Source organism: Pseudomonas sp. LBUM1666 (assembly GCF_059695775.1).
On record NZ_CP166789.1, the window covers coordinates 19,957 to 42,237 of the forward strand.

21 protein-coding genes are annotated in these 22,281 nt (G+C 60.3%); 14 read left to right on the top strand and 7 right to left on the bottom strand.

What is annotated here, in order from left to right:
• Positions 1-36 precede the first annotated feature (36 nt).
• Entirely contained in the window at positions 37-594 is a 558-nt protein-coding gene (gene tsaC, locus ACA056_RS00095; protein WP_497269590.1) for an L-threonylcarbamoyladenylate synthase type 1 TsaC, read from the top strand.
• A gap of 138 nt (positions 595-732) precedes the next feature.
• Here the strand turns inward: tsaC and ACA056_RS00100 are convergent, their stop codons facing one another.
• Complete coding sequence (locus ACA056_RS00100) at positions 733-1,710, bottom strand: NADPH:quinone reductase (protein WP_497269592.1); 978 nt, start codon at positions 1,708-1,710, stop codon at positions 733-735.
• Positions 1,711-1,889: 179 nt separating this feature from the next.
• On the opposite strand from ACA056_RS00100, the gene hemF reads away from it, so the two are divergent.
• Positions 1,890-2,804 (top strand): oxygen-dependent coproporphyrinogen oxidase, encoded by a 915-nt coding sequence (hemF, locus tag ACA056_RS00105; RefSeq protein ID WP_497269594.1) that lies wholly within the window; start codon positions 1,890-1,892, stop codon positions 2,802-2,804.
• A gap of 13 nt (positions 2,805-2,817) precedes the next feature.
• On the top strand, positions 2,818-3,639 hold the full coding sequence (aroE, locus tag ACA056_RS00110) for a shikimate dehydrogenase (RefSeq protein ID WP_497269596.1): 822 nt from the start codon (positions 2,818-2,820) through the stop codon (positions 3,637-3,639).
• Here the strand turns inward: aroE and ACA056_RS00115 are convergent.
• The 3 genes from ACA056_RS00115 to betC all read right to left on the bottom strand — a co-directional run bounded on the left by ACA056_RS00115 (position 3,636) and on the right by betC (position 7,934).
• Positions 3,636-5,204 carry a SulP family inorganic anion transporter gene (locus ACA056_RS00115; protein ID WP_497269598.1) on the bottom strand — a complete coding sequence of 523 codons (1,569 nt, stop codon included), beginning with the start codon at positions 5,202-5,204 and terminating at the stop codon, positions 3,636-3,638. The two genes, aroE and ACA056_RS00115, sit on opposite strands and share 4 nt — an antisense overlap.
• Positions 5,205-5,482: 278 nt before the next feature.
• The gene (gene choX / locus ACA056_RS00120; protein WP_497269600.1) at positions 5,483-6,403 is read right to left on the bottom strand and encodes a choline ABC transporter substrate-binding protein; all 921 of its coding nucleotides are present in this window, start codon (positions 6,401-6,403) and stop codon (positions 5,483-5,485) included.
• Between the two features lie 16 nt (positions 6,404-6,419).
• On the bottom strand, positions 6,420-7,934 hold the full coding sequence (gene betC / locus ACA056_RS00125; protein WP_497269602.1) for a choline-sulfatase: 1,515 nt from the start codon (positions 7,932-7,934) through the stop codon (positions 6,420-6,422).
• Positions 7,935-8,048: 114 nt separating this feature from the next.
• Between betC and ACA056_RS00130 the strand changes: the two genes are divergently transcribed.
• Positions 8,049-8,999 carry a choline sulfate utilization transcriptional regulator gene (locus tag ACA056_RS00130; RefSeq protein WP_095126794.1) on the top strand — a complete coding sequence of 317 codons (951 nt, stop codon included), beginning with the start codon at positions 8,049-8,051 and terminating at the stop codon, positions 8,997-8,999.
• On the opposite strand, the gene ACA056_RS00135 is transcribed toward ACA056_RS00130, so the two are convergent.
• Positions 8,986-9,657 (bottom strand): NAD(P)-dependent oxidoreductase, encoded by a 672-nt coding sequence (locus ACA056_RS00135; protein WP_497269604.1) that lies wholly within the window; start codon positions 9,655-9,657, stop codon positions 8,986-8,988. The two genes, ACA056_RS00130 and ACA056_RS00135, sit on opposite strands and share 14 nt — an antisense overlap.
• Before the next feature lie 82 nt (positions 9,658-9,739).
• Between ACA056_RS00135 and ACA056_RS00140 the strand changes: the two genes are divergently transcribed.
• Positions 9,740-10,066, top strand: a complete 327-nt coding sequence (locus tag ACA056_RS00140; RefSeq protein ID WP_497269606.1) for a DOPA 4,5-dioxygenase family protein — start codon at positions 9,740-9,742, stop codon at positions 10,064-10,066.
• A 5-nt stretch (positions 10,067-10,071) separates the two neighbouring features.
• On the opposite strand, the gene ACA056_RS00145 is transcribed toward ACA056_RS00140, so the two are convergent.
• Positions 10,072-10,473, bottom strand: coding sequence for a GFA family protein (locus ACA056_RS00145; RefSeq protein WP_497269608.1), 402 nt, complete (start codon positions 10,471-10,473; stop codon positions 10,072-10,074).
• A gap of 318 nt (positions 10,474-10,791) precedes the next feature.
• Between ACA056_RS00145 and ACA056_RS00150 the strand changes: the two genes are divergently transcribed.
• From ACA056_RS00150 to ACA056_RS00190, 9 genes are all read left to right on the top strand, one after another.
• Positions 10,792-12,099 (top strand): CitMHS family transporter, encoded by a 1,308-nt coding sequence (locus ACA056_RS00150; protein ID WP_497269610.1) that lies wholly within the window; start codon positions 10,792-10,794, stop codon positions 12,097-12,099.
• Between the two features lie 85 nt (positions 12,100-12,184).
• The gene (locus ACA056_RS00155; RefSeq protein ID WP_497269612.1) at positions 12,185-12,952 is read left to right on the top strand and encodes a TerC family protein; all 768 of its coding nucleotides are present in this window, start codon (positions 12,185-12,187) and stop codon (positions 12,950-12,952) included.
• Between the two features lie 214 nt (positions 12,953-13,166).
• Positions 13,167-14,825: a Na/Pi cotransporter family protein gene (locus tag ACA056_RS00160; protein WP_497269614.1), complete on the top strand. Its 1,659-nt coding sequence runs from the start codon at positions 13,167-13,169 to the stop codon at positions 14,823-14,825.
• A 56-nt stretch (positions 14,826-14,881) separates the two neighbouring features.
• On the top strand, positions 14,882-16,258 hold the full coding sequence (locus ACA056_RS00165) for a M16 family metallopeptidase (RefSeq protein ID WP_497269616.1): 1,377 nt from the start codon (positions 14,882-14,884) through the stop codon (positions 16,256-16,258).
• 64 nt (positions 16,259-16,322) lie between these two features.
• On the top strand, positions 16,323-17,354 hold the full coding sequence (locus tag ACA056_RS00170) for a DUF5924 family protein (RefSeq protein ID WP_497269618.1): 1,032 nt from the start codon (positions 16,323-16,325) through the stop codon (positions 17,352-17,354).
• Positions 17,355-17,407: 53 nt separating this feature from the next.
• On the top strand, positions 17,408-18,556 hold the full coding sequence (locus ACA056_RS00175; RefSeq protein WP_497269620.1) for an ABC transporter permease: 1,149 nt from the start codon (positions 17,408-17,410) through the stop codon (positions 18,554-18,556).
• Positions 18,553-19,356: an ABC transporter ATP-binding protein gene (locus ACA056_RS00180; protein WP_497269622.1), complete on the top strand. Its 804-nt coding sequence runs from the start codon at positions 18,553-18,555 to the stop codon at positions 19,354-19,356. Before ACA056_RS00175 ends, ACA056_RS00180 begins: the two co-directional genes overlap by 4 nt.
• Before the next feature lies 1 nt (position 19,357).
• On the top strand, positions 19,358-20,296 hold the full coding sequence (locus ACA056_RS00185) for an MlaD family protein (protein ID WP_497269624.1): 939 nt from the start codon (positions 19,358-19,360) through the stop codon (positions 20,294-20,296).
• Complete coding sequence (locus ACA056_RS00190; RefSeq protein ID WP_497269626.1) at positions 20,293-20,919, top strand: ABC-type transport auxiliary lipoprotein family protein; 627 nt, start codon at positions 20,293-20,295, stop codon at positions 20,917-20,919. Before ACA056_RS00185 ends, ACA056_RS00190 begins: the two co-directional genes overlap by 4 nt.
• Positions 20,920-21,036: 117 nt before the next feature.
• Here the strand turns inward: ACA056_RS00190 and ACA056_RS00195 are convergent, their stop codons facing one another.
• Positions 21,037-22,266: a nucleoside recognition domain-containing protein gene (locus tag ACA056_RS00195; protein WP_497269628.1), complete on the bottom strand. Its 1,230-nt coding sequence runs from the start codon at positions 22,264-22,266 to the stop codon at positions 21,037-21,039.
• Between the last annotated feature and the right edge of the window lie 15 nt (positions 22,267-22,281).

The following is a 22,281-nucleotide window of genomic DNA, read 5'->3' on the forward strand; positions in this document are numbered from 1 at the left end:
TAAACTGCGCAGAGCCTTATTCCGGAGTGTTTTTTCATGGTCAACAGTTGGCGTGTGCAACAAGCCGCACGAGCCATTCGCGCAGGCGCGGTGATTGCCTATCCAACCGAAGCCGTCTGGGGCCTGGGTTGCGACCCGTGGGATGAAGAAGCGGTCTATCGTCTGCTGGCGATCAAGGGTCGGTCGGTGGAAAAAGGGTTGATTCTGGTGGCCGACAACATTCGCCAGTTCGACTTCCTTTTCGAAGACTTTCCTGAATTGTGGATGGATCGCATGGCCAGCACCTGGCCAGGGCCGAACACCTGGCTGGTGCCGCATCAGAATATGTTGCCGCAGTGGATTACCGGCGTGCATGAAACGGTGGCATTGCGGGTCAGTGATCATCCGCAGGTGCGGGATTTGTGTGCGTTGGTCGGGCCGCTGGTGTCGACCTCGGCCAATCCACAGGGCCGGCCGGCGGCGCGCACACGGATTCGCGTCGAACAGTATTTCCGTGGGCAGGTGGATTACGTGCTGGGTGGGAATCTGGGTGGGCGCAAGAATCCGAGTGTGATTCGCGATGTGGCAACCGGGAGCGTCATTCGCCCGGATTGAATGTGGCGAGGGGGCTTGCCCCCGTTCGGGTGCGAAGCACCCGCCATTTAGCAATGTGTTCGAACAGTCAGACCGCATTGCCAGATGGGGACTGCTGCGCAGTCCAACGGGGGCAAGCCCCCTCGCCACAGTTCGTTGTTACGGCAACAAAACAGTCGAGCCGGTGGTCCGCCGCGCCGACAACTCGGTCTGCGCCTTCGCCGCTTCGGCCAATGGATACTTCTGGCTGATGTCCACCTTCAGCTTGCCGCTGATGATCATCTCGAACAGTTCATCCGCCATACGTTGCAGGTTTTCAGCGTTGTTGGCGTAGGTCGCCAGGGTCGGGCGGGTCACGTACAACGAACCCTTCGCCGACAGGATTCCCAGGTTCACCCCGTCTACCGCACCCGACGCATTGCCGAAGCTCACAACCAGACCGCGAGGCGCCGCGCTATCAAGCGAAGTCAGCCATGTGTCCTTGCCGACGCCGTCGTACACCACCGGGACTTTTTTCCCGTCAGTCAATTCCAGTACGCGCTGTGCGACGTTTTCATGACTGTAATCGATGGTTGCCCAAGCGCCATTGGCCTTGGCCAGTGCGGCTTTCTCCGGTGAGCTGACCGTGCCGATCAACTTCACACCCAAGGCCTTGGCCCATTGGCAGGCCAGGGAGCCAACGCCACCGGCCGCGGCGTGAAACAGGACGGTTTCGCCACCCTTGAGTTCATATGTCTGACGCAGCAGGTACTGAACGGTCAGGCCCTTGAGCATTACGCCGGCGGCCTGTTCGAAGCTGATCGCGTCCGGCAGAAGGACCAGGTTGGCCTCCGGCAACACGTGAACGTCGCTGTAGGCGCCCAATGGGCCGCTGCCGTACGCAACGCGATCACCCACTTTGAACCGGGTGACTTCACTGCCCACCGCCTCCACCACGCCCGCGCCTTCCGAGCCCAGGCCCGATGGCAGGGCTGGCGGTGCATAGAGGCCGCTGCGGTAATAGGTATCGATGAAATTCAGGCCAATGGCCTTGTTGGTCACGCGAACCTGCTGCGGGCCAGGCTCGGCGGGTTGGTATTCGACATACTCGAGCACTTCTGGGCCGCCATGGGCGCGGAACTGGATACGCTTAGCCATCAGAACTCTCCTTAGGTCTTGGCTACTAGAGTTGTAGCGCGAAGCTCCCTATCGGACTCCGAAGCTTGATCTTCGTCAACTGCGGCAGGTCCATCTGCGATGTTATGCTACGCGCCCATTTGCGCCGGCCCCCGCTCCAATGGAGCGCCGCGTAGCTTTGCCCGATTCAAGGTGATGACATGACGACCCGCACCGAGGCCGTAAAAGCCTACCTGCTCGACCTGCAAGACCGCATTTGCGCGGCCCTCGAAGCTGAAGACGGCGGCACGCGCTTTGTCGAAGACGCCTGGACCCGGCCTGCCGGTGGTGGCGGTCGCACGCGAGTGATCGAAAACGGCGCGGTCATCGAAAAGGGTGGCGTCAACTTTTCCCACGTCTTCGGCAGCGGTCTCCCACCCTCCGCCAGCGCCCATCGGCCAGAACTGGCCGGCCGTGGCTTCGAAGCCCTTGGCGTGTCGCTGGTCATTCACCCGCACAACCCGTATGTGCCAACGTCCCACGCCAACGTGCGCTTTTTCATCGCTGAAAAAGAAGGCGAAGATCCGGTCTGGTGGTTCGGCGGTGGCTTCGACCTGACCCCTTACTACGGCAATGAAGAAGACTGCGTGCACTGGCACCGCGTTGCCGAGCAGGCCTGCGCGCCGTTTGGCCCGGACGTCTACTCGCGCTACAAGGCCTGGTGCGACAGCTACTTCCAAATCAAGCATCGCCACGAGCCGCGCGGCATCGGCGGGTTGTTTTTCGATGACTTGAACGAGTGGGATTTCGACACCAGTTTCGCCTTCATGCGTGCCATCGGTGACGCGTTCATCGACGCCTACCTGCCGATCGTGCAGCGCCGCAAAAATGATGCGTTTACCGAGAAACAACGGGAATTCCAGGAATTCCGCCGTGGGCGCTACGTTGAATTCAACCTGGTCTACGACCGCGGTACGCTGTTCGGTCTGCAATCGGGCGGGCGTACCGAGTCGATCCTGATGTCTCTGCCACCGCAAGTACGCTGGGGTTACGACTGGAAAGCCGAGCCGGGCAGCGAAGAGGCACGGCTGACCGAGTACTTCCTGCAAGACCGCGATTGGTTGGCCAAGGCCTGAACGAGGAATCCTGATGGACCGTTACGTCGTATTCGGTAACCCGATTGGCCACAGCAAGTCGCCGCTAATCCATCGACTGTTCGCCGAGCAGACGGCTCAAAAGCTGGACTACAGCACGTTGCTGGCGCCCCTCGACGATTTTTCCACCTGCGCCCGGACGTTTTTTCTCGAAGGTCGCGGGGCGAATGTGACGGTGCCGTTCAAGGAAGAGGCCTATCGTCTGGCGAACAGTCTGACGGCGCGGGCGCAGCGGGCTGGTGCGGTGAACACCTTGAGCAAACTCGCTGATGGCAGCCTGCTGGGCGACAACACCGATGGCGCCGGACTGGTGCGGGATCTGACGGTCAACGCCGGTTTCAGCCTCAAGGGCAAACGCATCCTGCTGCTCGGTGCCGGCGGCGCTGTGCGCGGTGCGCTGGAGCCGTTGCTGGCCGAGCAACCCGCCTCGGTGGTCATCGCCAACCGCACGGTGGAAAAAGCCGAACTGCTGGCGGAATTGTTCGCGGACCTGGGACCGGTGTCGGCCAGTGGTTTCGATTGGTTGAAGGAATCGGTGGACCTGATCATCAACGCGACGTCCGCCAGTCTGTCAGGGGAAGTACCGCCGATTGCCAGCAGTTTGATCGAGCCGGGCAAGACGGTGTGCTACGACATGATGTACGGCAAGGAGCCGACCTCATTCTGCCGTTGGGCCAGTGAACATGGCGCGGCAGTGTCGATGGATGGCTTGGGGATGCTCGCGGAACAAGCGGCGGAAGCCTTCTATCTGTGGCGCGGTGTGCGTCCGGATACGGCGCCGGTATTGGCCGAGTTGCGTCGGCAACTCGCGCTTTAATCCTCAAACCGGATCGGGCATTTCTCCGCCCCTTCCAGTTTCCTCAATTCTTCCACCACCTGCGGCCGCGCCCGCCGCAGGGTCAGGCTGCGATCCTGGCGCAATAGCCGTCGCGCTTCCTGGTGCAGCATCTCCACGCCTGAATAGTCGATGAAGTTGATTTGCTGCGCTTCGATCACCACGCGCGCGCCGTGCATCCGTTGCAGGCGTACTTGCAGGTAATGGCTGGCGCCGAAAAAGATCGAACCGCCAACCCGCAGAATGTCTTCATCCCCATCCCGCCAATGCTGGACCCGCGGTTGCGAGGTGCGTTTGAGGTAGAAGAACAGCGATGCCAGCACCCCGGCGTAGATCGCGGTCTGCAATTCCAGCAGCAGCGTGGCGACACAGGTCAGCGCCATGACCAGGAACTCGGCGCGGCTGACCCGCAACAACGCGCGTATGCCGCGATGATCCACCAGCCCCCAGGCGATCAACAGAATGCTGCCGGCCATGGCCGGGATCGGAATGTGCGCGATCAAATTCGCGCCGAAGATGGCGAACAGCGCCACCCACACCGCCGAAAAAACACCGGCCATCGGCGAGCAGGCACCCGCTTCGTAGCTCAGGCCCGAGCGGGTGAAGGAACCGGCTGATAGCGATCCGGAAAAAAACGCACCGACCATGTTCGATAAACCCTGGGCGCGGACCTCTTGGTTGGCGTCGAGCAACTGCTGGGAGCGGGCCGACAAGGATCGGGCAATCGACAGACTGGTGACCAGCCCGAGCATGCCCACTGCCACTGCGCTGGGTAGCAAGCGCAGAATCAGGTCCAGATCCAGCGGCAGCGGGCTGAAAGGCGGCAGCCGCCCGACAAACGCGCTGACCAACTTCACATGACCGAACATCGATGGCCAGAGCCAGACCAGCAATCCGCTCAGCACCAGGGTGATCAACAGCGTCGGCCAGCGCGGCAGGAGCAATTTCAGGATCACGCCCACGACGACCGTCGCCAAGCCCAGCATTAGCGACGGTTTATCCACTTCGCCAAGATGACTGAAGAGCATCATCAAGCTGTTCAGCGCTGTTGCCTGGTTGGGCAATTCCAGCCCCAACAAATTCGGCAGTTGGCCGATGGCAATCACCACCGCCGCGCCAAGGGTGAAACCCAGCACCACCGAGTGCGAGACGAAATTCACCAAGGCGCCGAAGCGCAGCAAACCGAGCAGCCACTGGAAAATGCCGGCAAGCAGCGTCAGCAATAGGATCAGGGTGACGTAGTCCTCTGACGCAGGAACGGCTAGAGGACTGACGCTGGCGTACAAGACGATAGAAATCGCCGCCGTAGGACCGCAGATCAAGTGCCACGAAGAACCCCAGAGACACGCGATCAGCACCGGGATAATCGCAGCGTACAGACCGTATTCAGGTGGGAGACCGGCGATCAGTGCGTAGGCAATAGATTGCGGCAACGCGAGAATCGCACCGCTGAGGCCGACGATCAGGTCACGACCGACGCTGGCGCGGGTTTGCCGGGGCATCCAGCTGAGGAAGGGGAAGAGCGAATGGCGGCTTGGGATGGCCATGGGTCCTCTCGGGTGGGGGTTTGCGCAAGGGTAGCAGGGTGTGAGGAGTGTCAGATGAATCCACCCCTCACCCTAACCCTCCCGAAACGTCGGACCGCCCCAGAGGGGCGAGGGGACTGACCATGTGGATCTTAAGAAATTCTGCGACCTGCGATATCGGGTCGAACTCAGGTTTGGCTAACACTAGAGATCTGCTCCCTTTCCCCCTCTCCCCCGTGGGGAGAGGGTTGGGGTGAGGGGTCGATCCTGAGCCCGACACAGAATCCACGATCACTCGATCAAAGCTTCGCCTTCACCGCACCCAACGCATCCTTCCCATCCACTGTCTTCACCCCATCCAGCCACTTATCCAGCACCGCCGGATTAGCCTTGATCCACGCCTTGGCCGCATCAGCATTGCTGACCTTCTTGTTCACCACGTCGGACATGATGCTGTTCTCCATTTCCTGGGTGAAACTCAGGTTGGTGAGCAGTTTGCCGACGTTCGGGCAGGCCTGTGCATAACCTTTGCGGGTCAGGGTGTGAACGCTGCCGGTGTCGCCGAAGTACTTCTCGCCACCCTTCAGATAATGCATTTTCAACTGCACGTTCATCGGGTGCGGGGTCCAGCCGAGGAAGGTCACGAACTTCTGTTTTTTCACCGCGCGAGACACTTCGGCCAGCATCGCCTGCTCGCTGGACTCGACCAGTTTCCACTGGCCCATGTCGAAGTCGTTCTTCTTGATGATTTCCTGCAAGGAGATGTTGGCGGGAGCGCCGGAGCCGATGCCGTAGATCTTCTTGTCGAACTTGTCGGCGTATTTGTTCAGGTCGGAAAAGTTATGCACACCCGCGTCCCAGACGTAATCCGGGACGGCGAGGGTGAATTCGGTGCCGTCCAGGTTCTTCGCCAGTTGAGTGACGTCACCCGTGGCCACGAACTTGTCGTAGAAACCTTGTTGTGCCGGCATCCAGTTACCGAGAAACACGTCGACCTGGCCATCTTTCAAGCCGCCAAAGGTGATCGGCACCGCCAGCGTGTCGACCTTGGCCTTGTAGCCCATGCCGTCCAGCAGAAACCCGGTGATGGCGTTGGTGGCGGCAATGTCGCTCCAGCCAGGGTCGGCCATTTTCACCGTCTCGCAACTCTGATCGGCATACGCCGATGCACTGCCCAGAGCCAGAAGCCCGACCGTCACTGCTGTGGATAACCTACGCATGGCATTCCCCTTAACATTATTGGTTTTGGCAGGGTTGTGGATAACGTGCTTTACGCTCCAGATCGTCGAGGTCGATGTGGTTGCGCATGTACTGCTGACTGGCGTCCACCAGCGGCTGGTGATCCCAGCTCTTCAGCTTGCCGATGGTTAACGCATCGGCGACAAAACGTCGGCGCCGTTGGCTGGCGAGCACTTGTTGGTGGATCGCCGGGATATCCCATTTAGCCCGGGCTTCAGCGAGAAATTCATCGAAAAGCGGCCGATGTTGCGGCGATTGGCTGAGTTCTTCCAGTTCGCGCGGGTCGTTGTGTACGTCGAACAGCAGACAAGGATCGTCTTCGCTGTAAATGAATTTGTAGGCACCGCGACGAATCATCATCAGCGGGCTGATGGTGCCTTCAGCCATGTATTCGCCAAAGACTTCGTCATGACCGCCCTGCCCTTGCAGGTGCGAAACCAGTGAGCGGCCATCCAGCGGCAGCCCCGGCTCCAGCGAACCGCCGGCCAGTTCCACGAAGGTCGGCAACAGATCGGCAGTGGAGACCGCTGCACTGACCCGGCCAGCCCCGAATTGCCCCGGCGCACTGATCAACAGCGGCACGCGCGCGGCCATTTCGTACCAGTGCATTTTGTACCAGAGACCACGCTCGCCGAGCATGTCGCCGTGGTCACCGGAGAACACGATGATGGTGTCATCGATAAGGCCGGTTTCCTCGAGTGTTTGCAGGAGTTTGCCGACGTTGCTGTCGATATAGCTGCACGCACCGAAATATGCACGACGCGCATCGCGAATCTTATCCACAGGCAGTGGTTTGTCCCACAGGTCGTAAACCTTGAGCAAACGCTGGGAGTGCGGATCAAGTTCGGCCTGCGCCGGGGTTTCGGGCAATGGGATATCGGCGTCGTCGTACATATCCCAGAAGGCCTTGGGGATGGTGTACGGATCGTGTGGGTGAGTCATCGAAACGGTCAGGCAAAACGGCTTATCGCCGTCCTCACGGATGTGATCGAACAAATACTGCTGAGCCTTGAACACTACCTCTTCGTCGAAATCCAGCTGATTGGTGCGTACGCACGGCCCGGCCTGCAGCACCGACGACATGTTGTGAAACCAGGTTGGACGCACATCCGGCTCGTCCCAGTTCACAGACCAACCGTAATCGGCCGGGTAGATGTCGCTGGTCAGGCGTTCTTCATAGCCGTGCAACTGATCCGGTCCGCAGAAATGCATCTTGCCCGACAGTGCGGTGCGGTAGCCGAGTCGACGCAGGTAGTGGGCATAAGTCGGTACATCGGCGGGGAAATCGGCCGCGTTGTCGTAGGCGCCGATCTTGCTCGGCAACTGACCGCTGACCAGGGTAAAACGCGACGGGGCGCACAGTGGGCTGTTGCAATAAGCGGCGTCGAACACCACGCCTTCGGCGGCGAGGCGGCTGAGATTCGGCAGTTTGATGGGCGAAGAGCCGTAGAACGGCAACATTGGCGCGGCCATCTGATCGGCCATGATGAAAAGAATATTCTTGCGCTTCATGTGATCGCGGCATTCCATAGTGAATATTTATGCGAGAGTGCTGCGATCGAGCATGTAGCCCATGCAGTTTGTGGTAAAGCCCATGCGCGGCAATGACTAGGATAAGCACAGCTTATGTATGACGCCCTTGGTGATTTGTCTCTGGATTTGCTTCGCGCCTTTGAAGCGGCAGCCCGTCAGCGCAGCTTCACCGCCGCTGCGGTGGAGCTTGGCACCACGCAACCGGCCATCAGCCAGCAGATCAAACGGTTGGAAGAGCAACTCGGGACGCGGCTGTTCGACCGGATCTATCGCGGCATCGAACTGACCGAAGCCGGGACCATCCTGTTTGAGCAGGTTCAGCTCGGATTGCAGAACATCGATGCAGGATTAAGCGCGATCAGCGCACAGCACCAGCATGAAGTGTTACAGGTAGCCACTGATTTCGCCTTCGCCGCGTATTGGCTGATGCCGCGCCTGCACCGCTTTCATGCCGCCAATCCTCAAGTGGACGTCAGCCTGGTCACCAGCGAACGCAGCCTCAACATGCTGCGCACCGATATTGATGTGGCAGTGTTGTTTGGTGACGGCCGATTCAAGCAGGGCGAAAGCCATTGGCTGTTCAGCGAAGAAGTCTTTCCGGTGTGCAGCCCTCTGCTGCTGAAGGATCGTCCCCTGCCCTTGCCCTCCCAGTCATTGCTCGAATTCCCGCTGCTGCACCTTCGAGGCGAGAACAGCAGCAACTGGTTCGACTGGAGCGGCGTGTTTCGTGAGTTGGGGATCGCTTCGGCACCTGCGCCCGGGCAATTGCGCTTCGACAATTACACGTTGCTGATTCAAGCGGCGATTGGCGGCCAAGGTGTGGCGATTGGGTGGCGGCACCTTGTGGATAACTTGCTGGCGCAAGGTTTGTTGTGCCGACCGATTGCGGAAACGGTCATTTCCAGGCTCGGCTATTACGTGGTCCTGCCCCAGCGGAAACGGCGTGGTGCGCTGATTCAACAGTTTGTGGACTGGCTGATGGCTGAGCAGGCCAGCAGTGCGCAATCGCTCAATGGTCTTCCGTTGCCGTCTATCGCTGTATAGCGTCGGTCGCGACGAAGGTCACGTGTTCGCCGACATGCAGGTTCAACCGCAACTCATCGGCAATCCCGACCGCCACCCGGCTCAACCGTTCAAGCGGTTCGGCGAGGCCCGGCTCCAGGCTGCTGCTGACGTGGCTGAAATGCTCGATGGTCAGCCCGGGCACCCCGCGCGGCGCATTCACCAGCGTCCAGTGCAGGGTGCTGCTTTGCAGGGCTTCGCGGATTTCTTCGGCGGCGTGGCGTTGCAGTCGATCTTCCATTTCCGGATCGTCCAGTGCCTCGAAATCTCCGACCAGAAACAGCCGGGCAATCCCCGAGGCCTGCATGCCATCGATCAGAGCATCCACCGCCAGCACTTGCTCGACCGGGCCGGGCACGATGGATTTTTCCACGTGCTCGCTGTTCATCGGCAACCCGGGTGCATCCAGCAGACAGATCACCGCCGAACAACCGGCGACGCTCTGCTTGACCCGCTTGGCGTCGAACAAATCTCCGGTTTTGGTCCGCAGTCCCGGGCGCGGCGCGAGCGCCGTCAAATCATCGAGAATCGCGATCACTTCATGTTGGCGCCGCAGCATTTCAGCCATCAGCGCACTGCCCAAGCTACTCATGGCACCATAAAGCACCACTTTCACCACCGGGGTTTCGGCATTTTTCATGGCCGTGCTCCGTTCTTCCTATCTATATGGCGTGTGACCTGTGGGAAACAACGCCGGTTCGACTCGGTTCAGAGGGTTTCAAATGCAGCGGATCAAGGGCTACCACGCCCATGTCTACTTCGACGCCAGCACCCTTCCTCAGGCGCGAGCCTTGTGTGAGCAGGCGGCGCAATTGTTTCCAGTGAAGATGGGCCGCGTCCATGAACGCCCGGTGGGCCCGCACCCGGACTGGAGTTGCCAGTTGGCGTTCGAGCCGCAATACATCGGCGACGTGCTGCCCTGGCTTGCGCTCAACCGCAAGGGTTTGGTGGTGTTCCTGCACCCGGACACTGGCAACGATCTGCTCGACCACACCGAGCATGCCATCTGGATGGGCGCGATTCGGCCACTGGATCTGTCTATTTTTTGATCAGTTTACAACTGTTCCTCCGCTTCGCCGGGCAAATGTTCGTCCAGATGCAGCCAAGGCAGACGGTTGTCAGTCCAGATATGCCTTTCGGCGGGTGCCTGCTCGGGATGATCGAGGGTGGCGATGGTCACGTCGATGCTGTCCGGGCTCAGGTGCGTGACCAGCGCCAGCTGCGCCCCACAGTTGCCGCAGAAATACCGCACGCAGGTTGTTGATGAGTCGTACTGCGCGGGTGTCCCTTTCACCCATTCAAAGGCTGACGCGGGCACGGTGATCCAGGTGGTCACGATTCCGCCACTGACCCGTCGGCAAATCGAACAATGACAGTGGGCGATGTCGTGCAAAGGCCCGCTGAATTGATAGCGCAGATGTCCACAATGGCAGCCGCCCGTATGAATTTCGGCCATGTTTTGTCCTCCTGCCCTGTTTTCAGGGACTTCAAACCCGTCCGACGACCGGTTGCACATCTGGTCAATGCTTTCATCCGCGAAAGCTGGGTGAAAGCTTCCCCGATTAGGATCGCCCCACTACCGGCAACAGACCGGTCGGCCAATGCCAGTGTTTTATCGCTCGCACAGCCCATTTAACAACAACAATGGTGATCCTGATGTCCTCTTCTACCCGCCGCTTCGCTGTCACTCCGCCCATACGCCTCGTGCTTCCCGTTCTGCGCTGACCCACCCGGTTCGCCCATTCCCTAGCCGCGCTATGCCTGGAGTATTCCCATGCTGACTTTCCTTGGCTTTGCCATGGTCATCACGTTCATGTTCCTGATCATGACCAAGCGCCTGTCCGCGCTGATCGCTCTGATCATCATCCCGATCCTGTTCGCGCTGTTCGGTGGTTTTGCGCCGAAGATCGGCCCGATGATGCTCGAAGGCATCACCAAGCTCGCACCTACCGGTGTGATGCTGATGTTCGCCATTCTGTACTTCGCCTTGATGATCGATTCCGGCCTGTTCGACCCGGCCGTGCGCAAGATCCTCAAACTGGTCAAGGGCGACCCGTTGAAAGTTTCGGTCGGCACCGCCGTACTGGCGCTCGTCGTCTCCCTCGATGGTGACGGCGCGACCACTTACATGATCTGCGTGGCCGCCATGCTGCCGCTCTACGCCCGTATCGGCATGAGCCCGCGGATCATGGCCGGCCTGATCATCCTCGCCGGTGGCGTGATGAACATGACGCCATGGGGCGGCCCGACCGCTCGAGCGGCCAGTGCGCTGCATGTGGACCCGTCCGACATCTTCGTACCCATGATTCCGGCGATGGCTTTCGGGGTGCTGGCCATCCTCATGATTGCCTACTTCTATGGCAAGCGTGAGCGTGCGCGCCTGGGTGAGCTGCACCTGGTGGGCGATGAAATCGACCACAGTGAAATCAGCGTTTCGCAATTCCCGGATGCCCGTCGTCCGAAGTTGATCTGGTTCAACGGCGCCCTAACCCTCGCCCTGATGTGCACCCTGGTCGCCGGTCTGTTGCCGCTGCCGGTGCTGTTCATGGTGGCTTTCAGTATCGCGATGATCGTCAACTACCCGTGCCTGCAACAGCAGAAGGACCGCGTTGCGGCCCACGCCGGCAGCGTGCTGGCGGTGGTCGGTTTGATCTTTGCCGCGGGTATCTTCACCGGTATCCTGACGGGCACCGGCATGGTCGATGCGATGTCGAAAAGCCTGTTGGCGGTCATCCCGGACTTCCTCGGCCCGTACCTGGCGGTGATCACTGCACTGGTGAGCATGCCGTTCACGTTCTTCATGTCGAACGATGCATTTTATTACGGCGTGTTACCGGTACTTGCGGAAGCCGCCAGCCATTACGGTATAACCGCGGTTGAAATGGCACGTGCCTCGATCGTCGGTCAGCCCGTCCACTTGCTGAGCCCGCTGGTACCATCGACCTATCTGTTGGTGGCCCTGGCCGGTATCGACTTCGGTGATCACCAGCGTTTCACCCTGAAGTGGGCAGTGTTGGTTTGCATGTGCATACTGATCGCCGCCTTGCTGATGGGGATTTTTCCGCTGTTCAGCACTCTATAAGCCCAAGACTCACCATGACGGGTCCAGGCTTTGTTGTTTGAAGCCCGGGCCCTTCGTGGTTTAACACTCGCACAAAGGAATACACATGGAATGGCTGACCAACCCTGAAATCTGGGTTGCCTTCTTCACCCTGACCGCCCTGGAAATCGTCCTGGGTATCGATAACATCATCATGATTTCGATCCTGGTCAGCCGCATGCCCAAGCACATGCAACAGCGCACCCGGATTTTCGGTCTGGCGCTGGCCATGGTTACCCGGATCCTGTTGCTGCTGTCGATCACTTGGGTCATGCGCCTTACCGCCGACTTGTTCGAAGTGTTCGGCCAAGGCATTTCCGGGCGTGACCTGATCCTGTTCTTCGGTGGTCTGTTCCTGCTGTGGAAGAGTTCGCAAGAGATGTACCACGCGCTGGAAGGTGAAGACGAAACCCATGAGGAACCGACCGGCAAGGGCGGCAACTTCCTCTACACCATCATCCAGATCGCAATCATCGACATCGTGTTCTCGCTGGATTCGGTGATTACCGCCGTCGGTATGGTTTCCCATGTCCCAGTCATGGTCGCGGCGATCATCGTTGCCGTTCTGGTGATGATGCTGGCGGCTGGCACCATCAGTGAGTTCATCGACAAGCACCCGTCGCTGAAGATGCTGGCGCTGTCTTTCCTGCTGCTGGTCGGTACCGTGCTGATTGCCGAATCCTTTGAAGTGCACTTGCCAAAAGGCTACGTCTACTTCGCCATGGCGTTCTCGCTGGCGGTGGAAGCGATCAACATCAAGATGCGTACCGCGATGATGAAAAAGAAGAAGCAGCAAGACCCAGTGAAACTGCGCAAGGACGTTCCGGGTCAGTAACCCGAATGCCATGTGATGACAAAGGGGCCTTCGGGCCCCTTTGTCATATCTGCATCAACCTGTTTTTATGACAGTTTTGTTTCAATCGCTTCTTTAGCTGTGCGATGCTGGCGCGCAGACCGTTAGCCAACTACAGCTTAAGTACACGAACGTAGAACGTCGCGCGGCACCGTCAACTTGCCCCTTTGGGGCGCTACCACCACAGGGGGCCTGTATGCTCACCCTGCTCAATTTGTTATCTGCCGTGGCCTTGTTGATTTGGGGCACGCACATCGTCCGAACCGGCATCCTGCGGGTCTACGGTTCCAACCTGCGCCATGTGATTGGCCGGAACATGTCCAAGCGCTGGCTGGCGTTCATCTCGGGGATCGTCGTGACGGCGATGGTCCAGAGCAGCAACGCCACCGCCATGCTCGTTACCTCCTTTGTCGGTCAGGGCCTGATGGCGCTGACCCCGGCCCTGGCGACCATGCTCGGGGCCGACGTCGGTACAGCGCTGATGGCGCGAGTGCTGACCTTGGACCTGTCATGGTTGTCGCCGCTGCTGATCTTTGTTGGGGTGATTTTCTTCCTGTCGCGCAAGCAGACCCGGGTCGGACAGATGGGCCGGGTCAGCATCGGCCTGGGGCTGATCATCCTGGCGCTGCAACTAATCGTCGAATCCGCCGCGCCGATCACCCAGGCCCAAGGCGTGAAGGTGATTTTCGCCTCGCTGACCGGCGACATCTTGCTGGATGCCCTGGTCGGCGCGTTGTTCGCAATGGTTTCCTACTCCAGCCTGGCCGCCGTCCTGCTGACTGCGACCCTGGCCGGTGCCGCTGTGATCAGCCTGCCCGTGGCCATCGGCCTGGTGATCGGCGCCAACATCGGCAGCGGCATCCTCGCCTTCCTCAGCACCAGCATGCAGAACGCCGCTGGCCGTCAGGTGGCGTTGGGCAGCCTGCTCTATAAATTGATCGGTCTGCTGCTGATCATCCCGGTACTCGACCCGTTAGTGCACTGGATCGACAGCCTGGACTTCAGCCCTCAGGAAATGGTCATCGGCTTTCACCTGCTCTACAACACCGCGCGCTGCCTGATCTTGCTGCCAACTGTCGGACCGATGGCCAGGTTCTGTGCGTGGGTGCTGCCGGAGCGCCCGCAAGTCAATGGCACCGCCAAACCGCGGCATCTTGATCCAACAGCGCTGGTCACGCCCAGCCTGGCGCTGGCCAATGCCGCCCGGGAAACCCTGCGCATCGGCGACCTGATCGACAACATGCTCGAGGCCATGCTCGACGTGCTGAACGGCAAGCAAACCGCTGTGACCCAGGAAATGCGGCGCCTGACCGATGATGTGGAATCGCTCTACGGCGCCATCAAACTGTATCTGGCGCAAATGCCCCGCGAAGACCTCAGTGAGCAGGACAGCCGGCGCTGGGCGGAAATCATCGAGCTGGCGATCAACCTTAAACTCGCCAGCGACCTCATCGAACGTATGCTGCGCAAGGTTCAGCAGCAGAAAACCTCGCAGCGCCGGTCTTTTTCCGAGGTTGGCCTGGAAGAGTTGGCGGGGCTGCACAGTCAGTTGATTTCCAACCTGCGCCTGGGGTTGTCAGTGTTCCTCAGTGCCGATAAGGAAAGTGCCCGCCAGTTATTGCGTGAGAAACGTCGCTTTCGCGCGCAGGAACGCCGCCTGGCCCATGCTCACGTCAGCCGATTGCAACGTAAGATCGTGCAGAGTATCGAGACCAGCTCGTTGCACCTTGAGTTGATTGCGGACATGAAGCGTCTGAATTCGCTGTTTTGCAGCAGCGCCTATGTGGTGCTGGAAACTTCCGACACCGGTGCCCTGGCGGTCGACGATTTCGCTGACATCACTCATTCACCCTGAACGTCCACAGTTGCCTGAAGTCTGTTGAACTTACGCTAGCCGTATGGAAACTCGTTATGCGTTGTCTGTTGTTCGCCTGTCTGTTGCTTTGCTCATTCTCTTCATTTGCCCTGGATCGCTTTCAGGTCGAGGGCTATCCGCTGCCCAATGGCCTGCAATTGCTGCTCAAGCCCGGTACCGAGCGCGGGCATGTGGCGATTCGTCTGGTGGTCGGCGTCGGCATCGATGATTTCAGCTGCGCCGACAAGGAGCTGCCGCACCTGCTTGAGCACTTGCTGTTCAGCGGCATTGACGCCACAGGCGAAGGCGGGCTGGAAGAGCGCATGCAGGCCCTGGGTGGCGAGTGGAACGCCTACACCAACAATGCCGACACGACGTTCGTCATCGAAGCCCCGGCGAAAAACCAGCGCAAGGTCCTCGACCTGCTGCTGGCGCTGCTGACCCAGACCCGTATCGACGACAACGCCATCAACGCCGCCAAACAAGTGGTCGAGCGCGAAGACGGCGGCCATTACTCGCACCTGCAACGCTGGCTGGATCGCCAGGATCTTGGCCACACGGCGAGTAATCAACTGGCGGTGGAACTGGGCCTCAAATGCCCCGAGCGGCCTGAGGTCGATCACCTGACCCGCGATCAAGTGGAAAAGGTACGCAAGACCTGGTACGCGCCCAACAACATGACCCTGATCGTGGTCGGCGACCTCGACCGGTTGCTGCCGGCCTATCTGGAACGGTCTTATGGCGCGCTTGATGCGGTCGACCCGACCGATCACCTGCCCCTGCCGGCCATCCAGGCCAGTGCTGCCCATGAGCGCACCCTGAGTCACGGTTTTGTCGGCGGCAGTGCCAAGTTGCATTGGTTGGTGCCGGAGCCGGTGCTGGAAGATCAGCACGACGAAACCTTCGACTTGCTCAAGGACTATCTGGACTGGGCGCTCTACCGCCAGCTGCGCCTGACTCATAGCTTGTCCTACGGGCCTTCGGCCGAGCGCGAGGTGTTTGGCGGTGTGGGCTTCATGAGCCTGAACGCGGACCTTGAGCGCGACGACGTGCCCGAGGCCGAGCAGGTGCTGGATGATCTGAAGGCCGGGTTGCTCAAGGACGGTCTCAATGCCGACACCTTCAAGCGTCTCAAGCAGGCCGCCATCGCTCGCCAGGCCTGGGCCGTGCAAGGCAACAGCGCGTTGGCCGATTATTACTGGAGTGCCCTTGGGGACTATGAGGACGGCCGTTTCGCCAACCCGGCCAAGGAACTGCAAGGGGTGACGCTGGAGGAAGCAAACAAGGCCATGCGTGAATTGCTCATGCAGCCGGGTTACCTGCGGATCGAACAGCCGTTGATCAGTGATGATCAGTTTATGTGGGCGATTGCCGGGGTGTTCGGGTTGCTTGTACTGGGTGTACTGGCTTTGCGCTTTCATCGCAGAAAGTAACTATTCCCTGTGGCGAGACGGTACCCTGTCGAGGATTTTTCCCACGACTATTGCGAACTGCCGAATGACTACTCTGACCCTATACGTCCAGCGCATCCTGGAGCTGATGAAGCGCTACCCAGGGGTCATTGCGCTCGGTGGTTTCATTTCCGGGGTCGGCAGTTTCATTCTGGTGGATCGTCAGCAAGGTCTGGCGACCTGGATCACCACCATCATGCTGGTCAGCTGGATCTGGCTGATGCTGGAAAACAGCCTCACCAAGCTGTTCGCCAGGATCTTCAAACGCGAAATACCCCAACCACTGCTGCGTTACGCCACGCAGATGATCCACCAGGAAAGCCTGTTCTTCGTCCTGCCATTCTTTTTCGTCACCACGACCTGGAACAGCAGCCAGTTGTTCTTCACCGGGTTGCTGTGTGTGGCTGCGCTGATTTCCATCATCGACCCGCTCTACTACAAATGGCTGGCCCCCCGGCGCTGGGCGTTCCTGGCACTGCATACCCTGACGCTGTTCGCTGCACTGCTGACCGCCCTGCCCGTCATCCTGCACCTGACCACCTCCCAGAGTTTCAAACTGGCCCTGGGCACCGCGGTCGTGCTGTCGTTCCCGAGCCTGGCGTCGATCTTCCCGATTCGGACCGTGCGCAATGCGCTGGCGATTTTGAGCATCACCGTGGGGATCGGTGGCGTTGGCTGGGTGCTGCGTTCGTGGGTTCCGCCGGCGACGCTGTGGATGACCGACGTGGCCATCAGCACGCAAATGCAGGACCGCACACCTGGCAAGAGTCTGGAAGAAGTCAGCGCCGACCAGATTCGCGGAGGTGGGCTGTACGCGTACACCGCGATCAATGCCCCGCGAGGTCTGGCCGAACGGATTTATCACGTCTGGATGTTCAACGGTAAAGAAGTCGACCGTATCCCGCTGGATATCAACGGGGGGCGCAAGGAAGGCTATCGGGCCTGGACCCACAAGCAGAATTTCCCCGGCAACCCCGCGGGTAAATGGCAGGTCCGGGTGCTGACCGAAGATGGCCAGGTCATCGGTGTGTTGCGCTTCGTGGTAAAGGACAACAAGCCGGCGACTGCCGCAAAGTAACCCGTTCGTGCTATTACGTAGAGCTGCGCAATAGCCGATAAAGCACGGAGCTTATGACCAGCAGCACAATGCCCGGCAGTGCCCGACTGGACACCTCTCACTCCCCTGCTCAGTTGCGGGTCACGGGTGACTGGACGCTTGCCCATTACGCCGATCTCAAGCACCTGAGCGAAAAGCTCCGCGGCCAATACGACGACAGCACTCACATCGACCTCAATAGCCTTGGCGCGCTCGACACTGCCGGCGCGTCGCTGCTGGTGGAGTTGCTCGGGTCCGAGCGTTTGGGCCGATCCGCCGAACACCCCGATTGCACACTGTCCTCTGCCGACCGTGCCTTGTTGCAGACCGTCTATTGCTCGCTGACCGACTTCTGCGTGCCGATCAAAGAACCGGAAATCAGCGTCGGCATTCAACTGCTGACCCGCATCGGCCGGGCGGTGGACACGGTCTGGCAGGACACCCTGCAACTGCTGGGTTTCGTCGGCCTGATTCTGGAAACCATCGCCCGCGGTCTGTTTCGCCCCAAACGCTGGCGCATCACGCCGATGGTGGCGCACATCGAACAGACTGGCCTCGACGCCGCGCCCATCGTTGCCCTGCTGACCTTTCTGGTGGGCGCCGTGGTGGCGTTTCTCGGGGCGACGGTGTTGGCGAGTTTTGGTGCGAGTATTTTTACCGTGGACCTGGTGGCGTTCTCCTTCCTGCGCGAATTCGGTGTGTTGTTGACCGCGATCCTGATGGCCGGCCGCACCGCCAGTGCGTTCACCGCGCAGATCGGCTCGATGAAAGCTAATGAAGAAATTGACGCCATCCGCACCTTGGGTCTCGACCCGATGGAGCTGCTGGTGGTGCCGCGCGTGTTGGCCCTGCTGGTCGCGCTGCCGATGCTGACCTTTCTGGCGATGCTTTCGGGAATTGTCGGCGGCGGCGTGGTCTGCGCTGTGTCACTGGATATCTCGCCGGCGATGTTTCTGTCGCTGCTGCAATCGGACATCGGCGTTCAGCACTTTCTGGTCGGGATAGTCAAAGCGCCGATTTTCGCGTTCCTGATCGCCGCCATCGGCTGTCTTGAGGGCTTCAAAGTCAGCGGCAGCGCCGAGTCCGTCGGCGCCCACACCACATCGAGCGTGGTGCAGTCGATTTTCGTGGTGATTGTGCTCGACGCCGTGGCCGCGCTGTTTTTCATGGAGATGGGCTGGTGAGTCGTCTAACCCGAGCGCCCTCTGAGGCGGTGATTGAAGTCCGTGGGCTGTGCAATCGTTTCGGCAGCCAGAGCGTGCACGAGAACCTCGATCTGGACTTGTACAAGGGCGAAATTCTCGCCGTAGTCGGCGGTTCCGGCAGCGGTAAATCGGTGCTGTTGCGCAGCATCGTCGGCTTGCGCCAGCCCAGCGAAGGGGTGGTGAAGGTCTTCGGCAAAAACCTGCCGACGCTGTCCGAACACGAGCGCTCGATGGTCGAACGGCGCTTCGGCGTGCTGTTCCAGAAAGGCGCCCTGTTCTCTTCGCTGACGGTCACGGAGAACGTCGCCCTGCCCCTGATCGAGCATGCCGGCCTGAGCCGAGAGGACGCCGAGCACCTGGCTGCGGTGAAACTGGCTTTGGCCGGGTTGCCGCTGTCGGCGGCCGACAAGTACCCCGCTTCGCTGTCCGGCGGCATGATCAAGCGTGCGGCACTGGCCCGCGCGCTGGCGCTGGACCCGGACATCCTGTTTCTCGACGAACCCACCGCTGGCCTCGATCCGATTGGCGCGGCCGCGTTCGATCAATTGATCCTGACCCTGCGCGATGCGTTGGGCCTAAGTGTTTTTCTGGTCACCCACGACCTCGACACGCTCTACACCATCACCGACCGGGTGGCGGTGCTGGCGCAGAAGAAAGTACTGGTGGCGGATGCCATCGACAAGGTGTCGGAAACCGACGATCCGTGGATTCACGAATACTTCCATGGCCCTCGCGGCCGCGCGGCGCTTACGGCCGCTCAACAGCTTAAGGAGGTCTGACATGGAAACCCGAGCCCATCATGTATTGATCGGCCTATTCACCGTGATTGTGGTGGCGGGCGCCCTGCTCTTCGGCTTGTGGCTGGCCAAGTCCAGCGTCGACACCGAGTTCAAGGATTACGAAATCGTCTTCAACGAGGCCGTCAGCGGCCTGTCCAAGGGCAGCGCCGTGCAGTACAGCGGGATCAAGGTCGGCGACGTGGTGACCTTGCGTCTGGACCCGAAAGACCCACGCCGGGTGTTGGCGCGGATCCGCCTGGGCGGCGATACGCCGATCAAGGAAGACACCCGGGCCATATTGGCGCTGACCGGAATCACCGGCACCTCGATCATTCAGCTCAGCGGTGGTACGCCGCAAAGTCCGACGCTCAAGGGCAAGGACGGTAATTTACCGACCATTATTGCATCGCCCTCGCCCATCGCCCGTTTGCTGAATGACAGCGGCGACCTGGTGGCCGGTGTGAACCTGCTGATGCACAACGCCAATCAGATGTTTTCTTCGGAGAACGTCGAGCGCATCAGCAAGACCCTTGAACATCTGGAACAAACCACCGGCACCATCGCCGACCAGCGCGGCGATATTCGTCAGGCGATGCAGCAACTGGCATCAGTCGGCAAGCAGGCCGGCGCCATGCTGGAACAGACGTCGGCGCTGATGCGCAACGCCAATGGCATGCTCAACGATCAAGGCAAGCAGATGTTCGGCAGTGCCGAGCAGGCGATGAAGTCGCTGGAGCAGAGCAGCGCGACCATCAACAAGCTGCTCACGACCAATCAGGATTCGCTCAACAGCGGCATGCAAGGCCTCAATGGCCTGGCTCCGGCGGTGCGTGAACTGCGCGACACCCTGACGTCGTTGCGGGCTATTTCCCAGCGTCTGGAAGCCAACCCCACCGGTTATTTGCTGGGCAATGACAAGAACAAGGAGTTCACGCCATGAAGCTGACTCACCTCGCCCTCCTCGCCAGCTTCATTGTGCTCAGCGCTTGCTCGATCCTGCCCAAGTCCGAGCCGTCCGATGTCTATCGGTTGCCTTCGGCCCAGAGCAGCGCATCGGCGAGTCTCGGGACGCCGCAGCGCTGGTCGCTGCGACTGACCAAGCCGCAGGCCAGCGAAGCCTTGAACAGCCCGAAGATCGCCGTGATCCCTCAGGGTGATCTGATCAGCAGCTACAAGGCTTCGCGTTGGAGCGACCCAGCTCCGGTGTTGCTGCGCAATCGTCTGCTTGATGGTTTCCAGCGTGATGGTCGGGTGCCATTGCTGAGCACCGACGACAGCAATTTCCAGGCTGATCTTGAACTGGGCGGTAACCTGCAGGCGTTCCAGACTGAATACCAAGGAACGAACGCGAGCGTCGTCGTGCGTCTGGATGCATTGCTGGTGCGCGGTTATGACCAGCGAATCCTCGCCAGTCGACGCTTCGAAGTGCGCCAGCCGTTGAGCGATGCAAAGGTGCCGGCGGTGGTGGCCGGTTTTGGCCAGGCCAGTGATCAGTTGACGGCGCAGGTGGTGGCTTGGGCGGTTGAGCAAGGGCAGAAGCTCGCGCCGCCAGTGAGACCTTGAGGCCAACACAAACCTAATGTGGGAGCGAGCCTGCTCGCGATGGCGGTCTGACAGCCAACATCTATTTTGAATGTCATGCCCTCATCGCGAGCAGGCTCGCTCCCACAGGGTTTTTGGTTAGCCGAAGAACCAGTAACAAACGCCGATCGCGCCAAGAACGCCGGCAAGCTCCGCCAGCAACGCACATCCCACTGCATGCCGCGCCCGCTGGATCCCCACCGCGCCGAAGTACACCGCCAATACGTAGAACGTCGTTTCAGTACTGCCCTGAATCGTCGCCGCCACCAGCGCCGGGAAGCTGTCCACGCCAGACGTTTTCATGGTTTCGATCAGCATCGCCCGGGCGGCACTGCCGGAGAACGGCTTGACCATGGCGGTCGGCAGCGCATCGACGAAGCGCGTGTCCCAACCGGCCCATTCCACCAGATGCCGAATCCCGTCCAGGCCAAAGTCCAGCGCTCCGGATGCCCGCAGCACGCCGACGGCGCACAGCATCGCCACCAGATACGGCAGCAGGTTCTTGGCCACGTCGAAGCCTTCTTTGGCGCCTTCGACGAACGCTTCGTAGACCTTCACTTTGCGTAAAGCGCCGATCACCAGAAACAGCATGATCAGCCCGAACAGTGTCAGGTTGCCGAGGATCGAGGACAGGCCGGCCAGAGCGGTCGCTGAGAGCGTCGCCAGCAGCGCCATGAAGGCACCGAGGGCCAAGGCACCGGGAATCAGATATGCGAGCACCACTGGGTCCCACAGGCGCAGACGCTGCATGAACGCCACCGACAGCAGGCCGACCAATGTCGAGCAACTGGTGGCGAGCAGGATTGGCAGGAACACCAGGGTCGGATCGGGCGCACCTTGCTGGGCGCGGTACATGAAGATCGTCACCGGCAGCAGGGTCAGGGAAGAGGCGTTGAGCACCAGAAACAGGATCTGCGCGTTGCTGGCGATGGTGTCGCTGGGGTTGAGCTCTTGCAGCGCCTTCATGGCTTTAAGGCCGATTGGCGTGGCGGCGTTGTCCAGGCCCAGGCCGTTGGCGGCGAAGTTCAGCGTGATCAGGCCGATGGCCGAGTGCCCGGCCGGCACTCCCGGCATCAGCCGCAGGAACAACGGGCCCAGCGCTCTGGCCAGCCACTCGACGATCCCGGCCTTCTCGGCAATCCGCAGAAAGCCCAGCCAGAGCGTCAGGGTGCCGAACAACAGGACCATGACTTCGACCGATAACTTGGCCATGGCGAAAATGCTTTCCACCATCGCCGCGAAGATCCCGGCGTTACCGCCGATCAGCCATTGCGCCAGTGCCGAAACGGCAGCCACGATGAAAAAGCCGAGCCACAGGCCATTGAGCATCAGTTAAATCCCCCG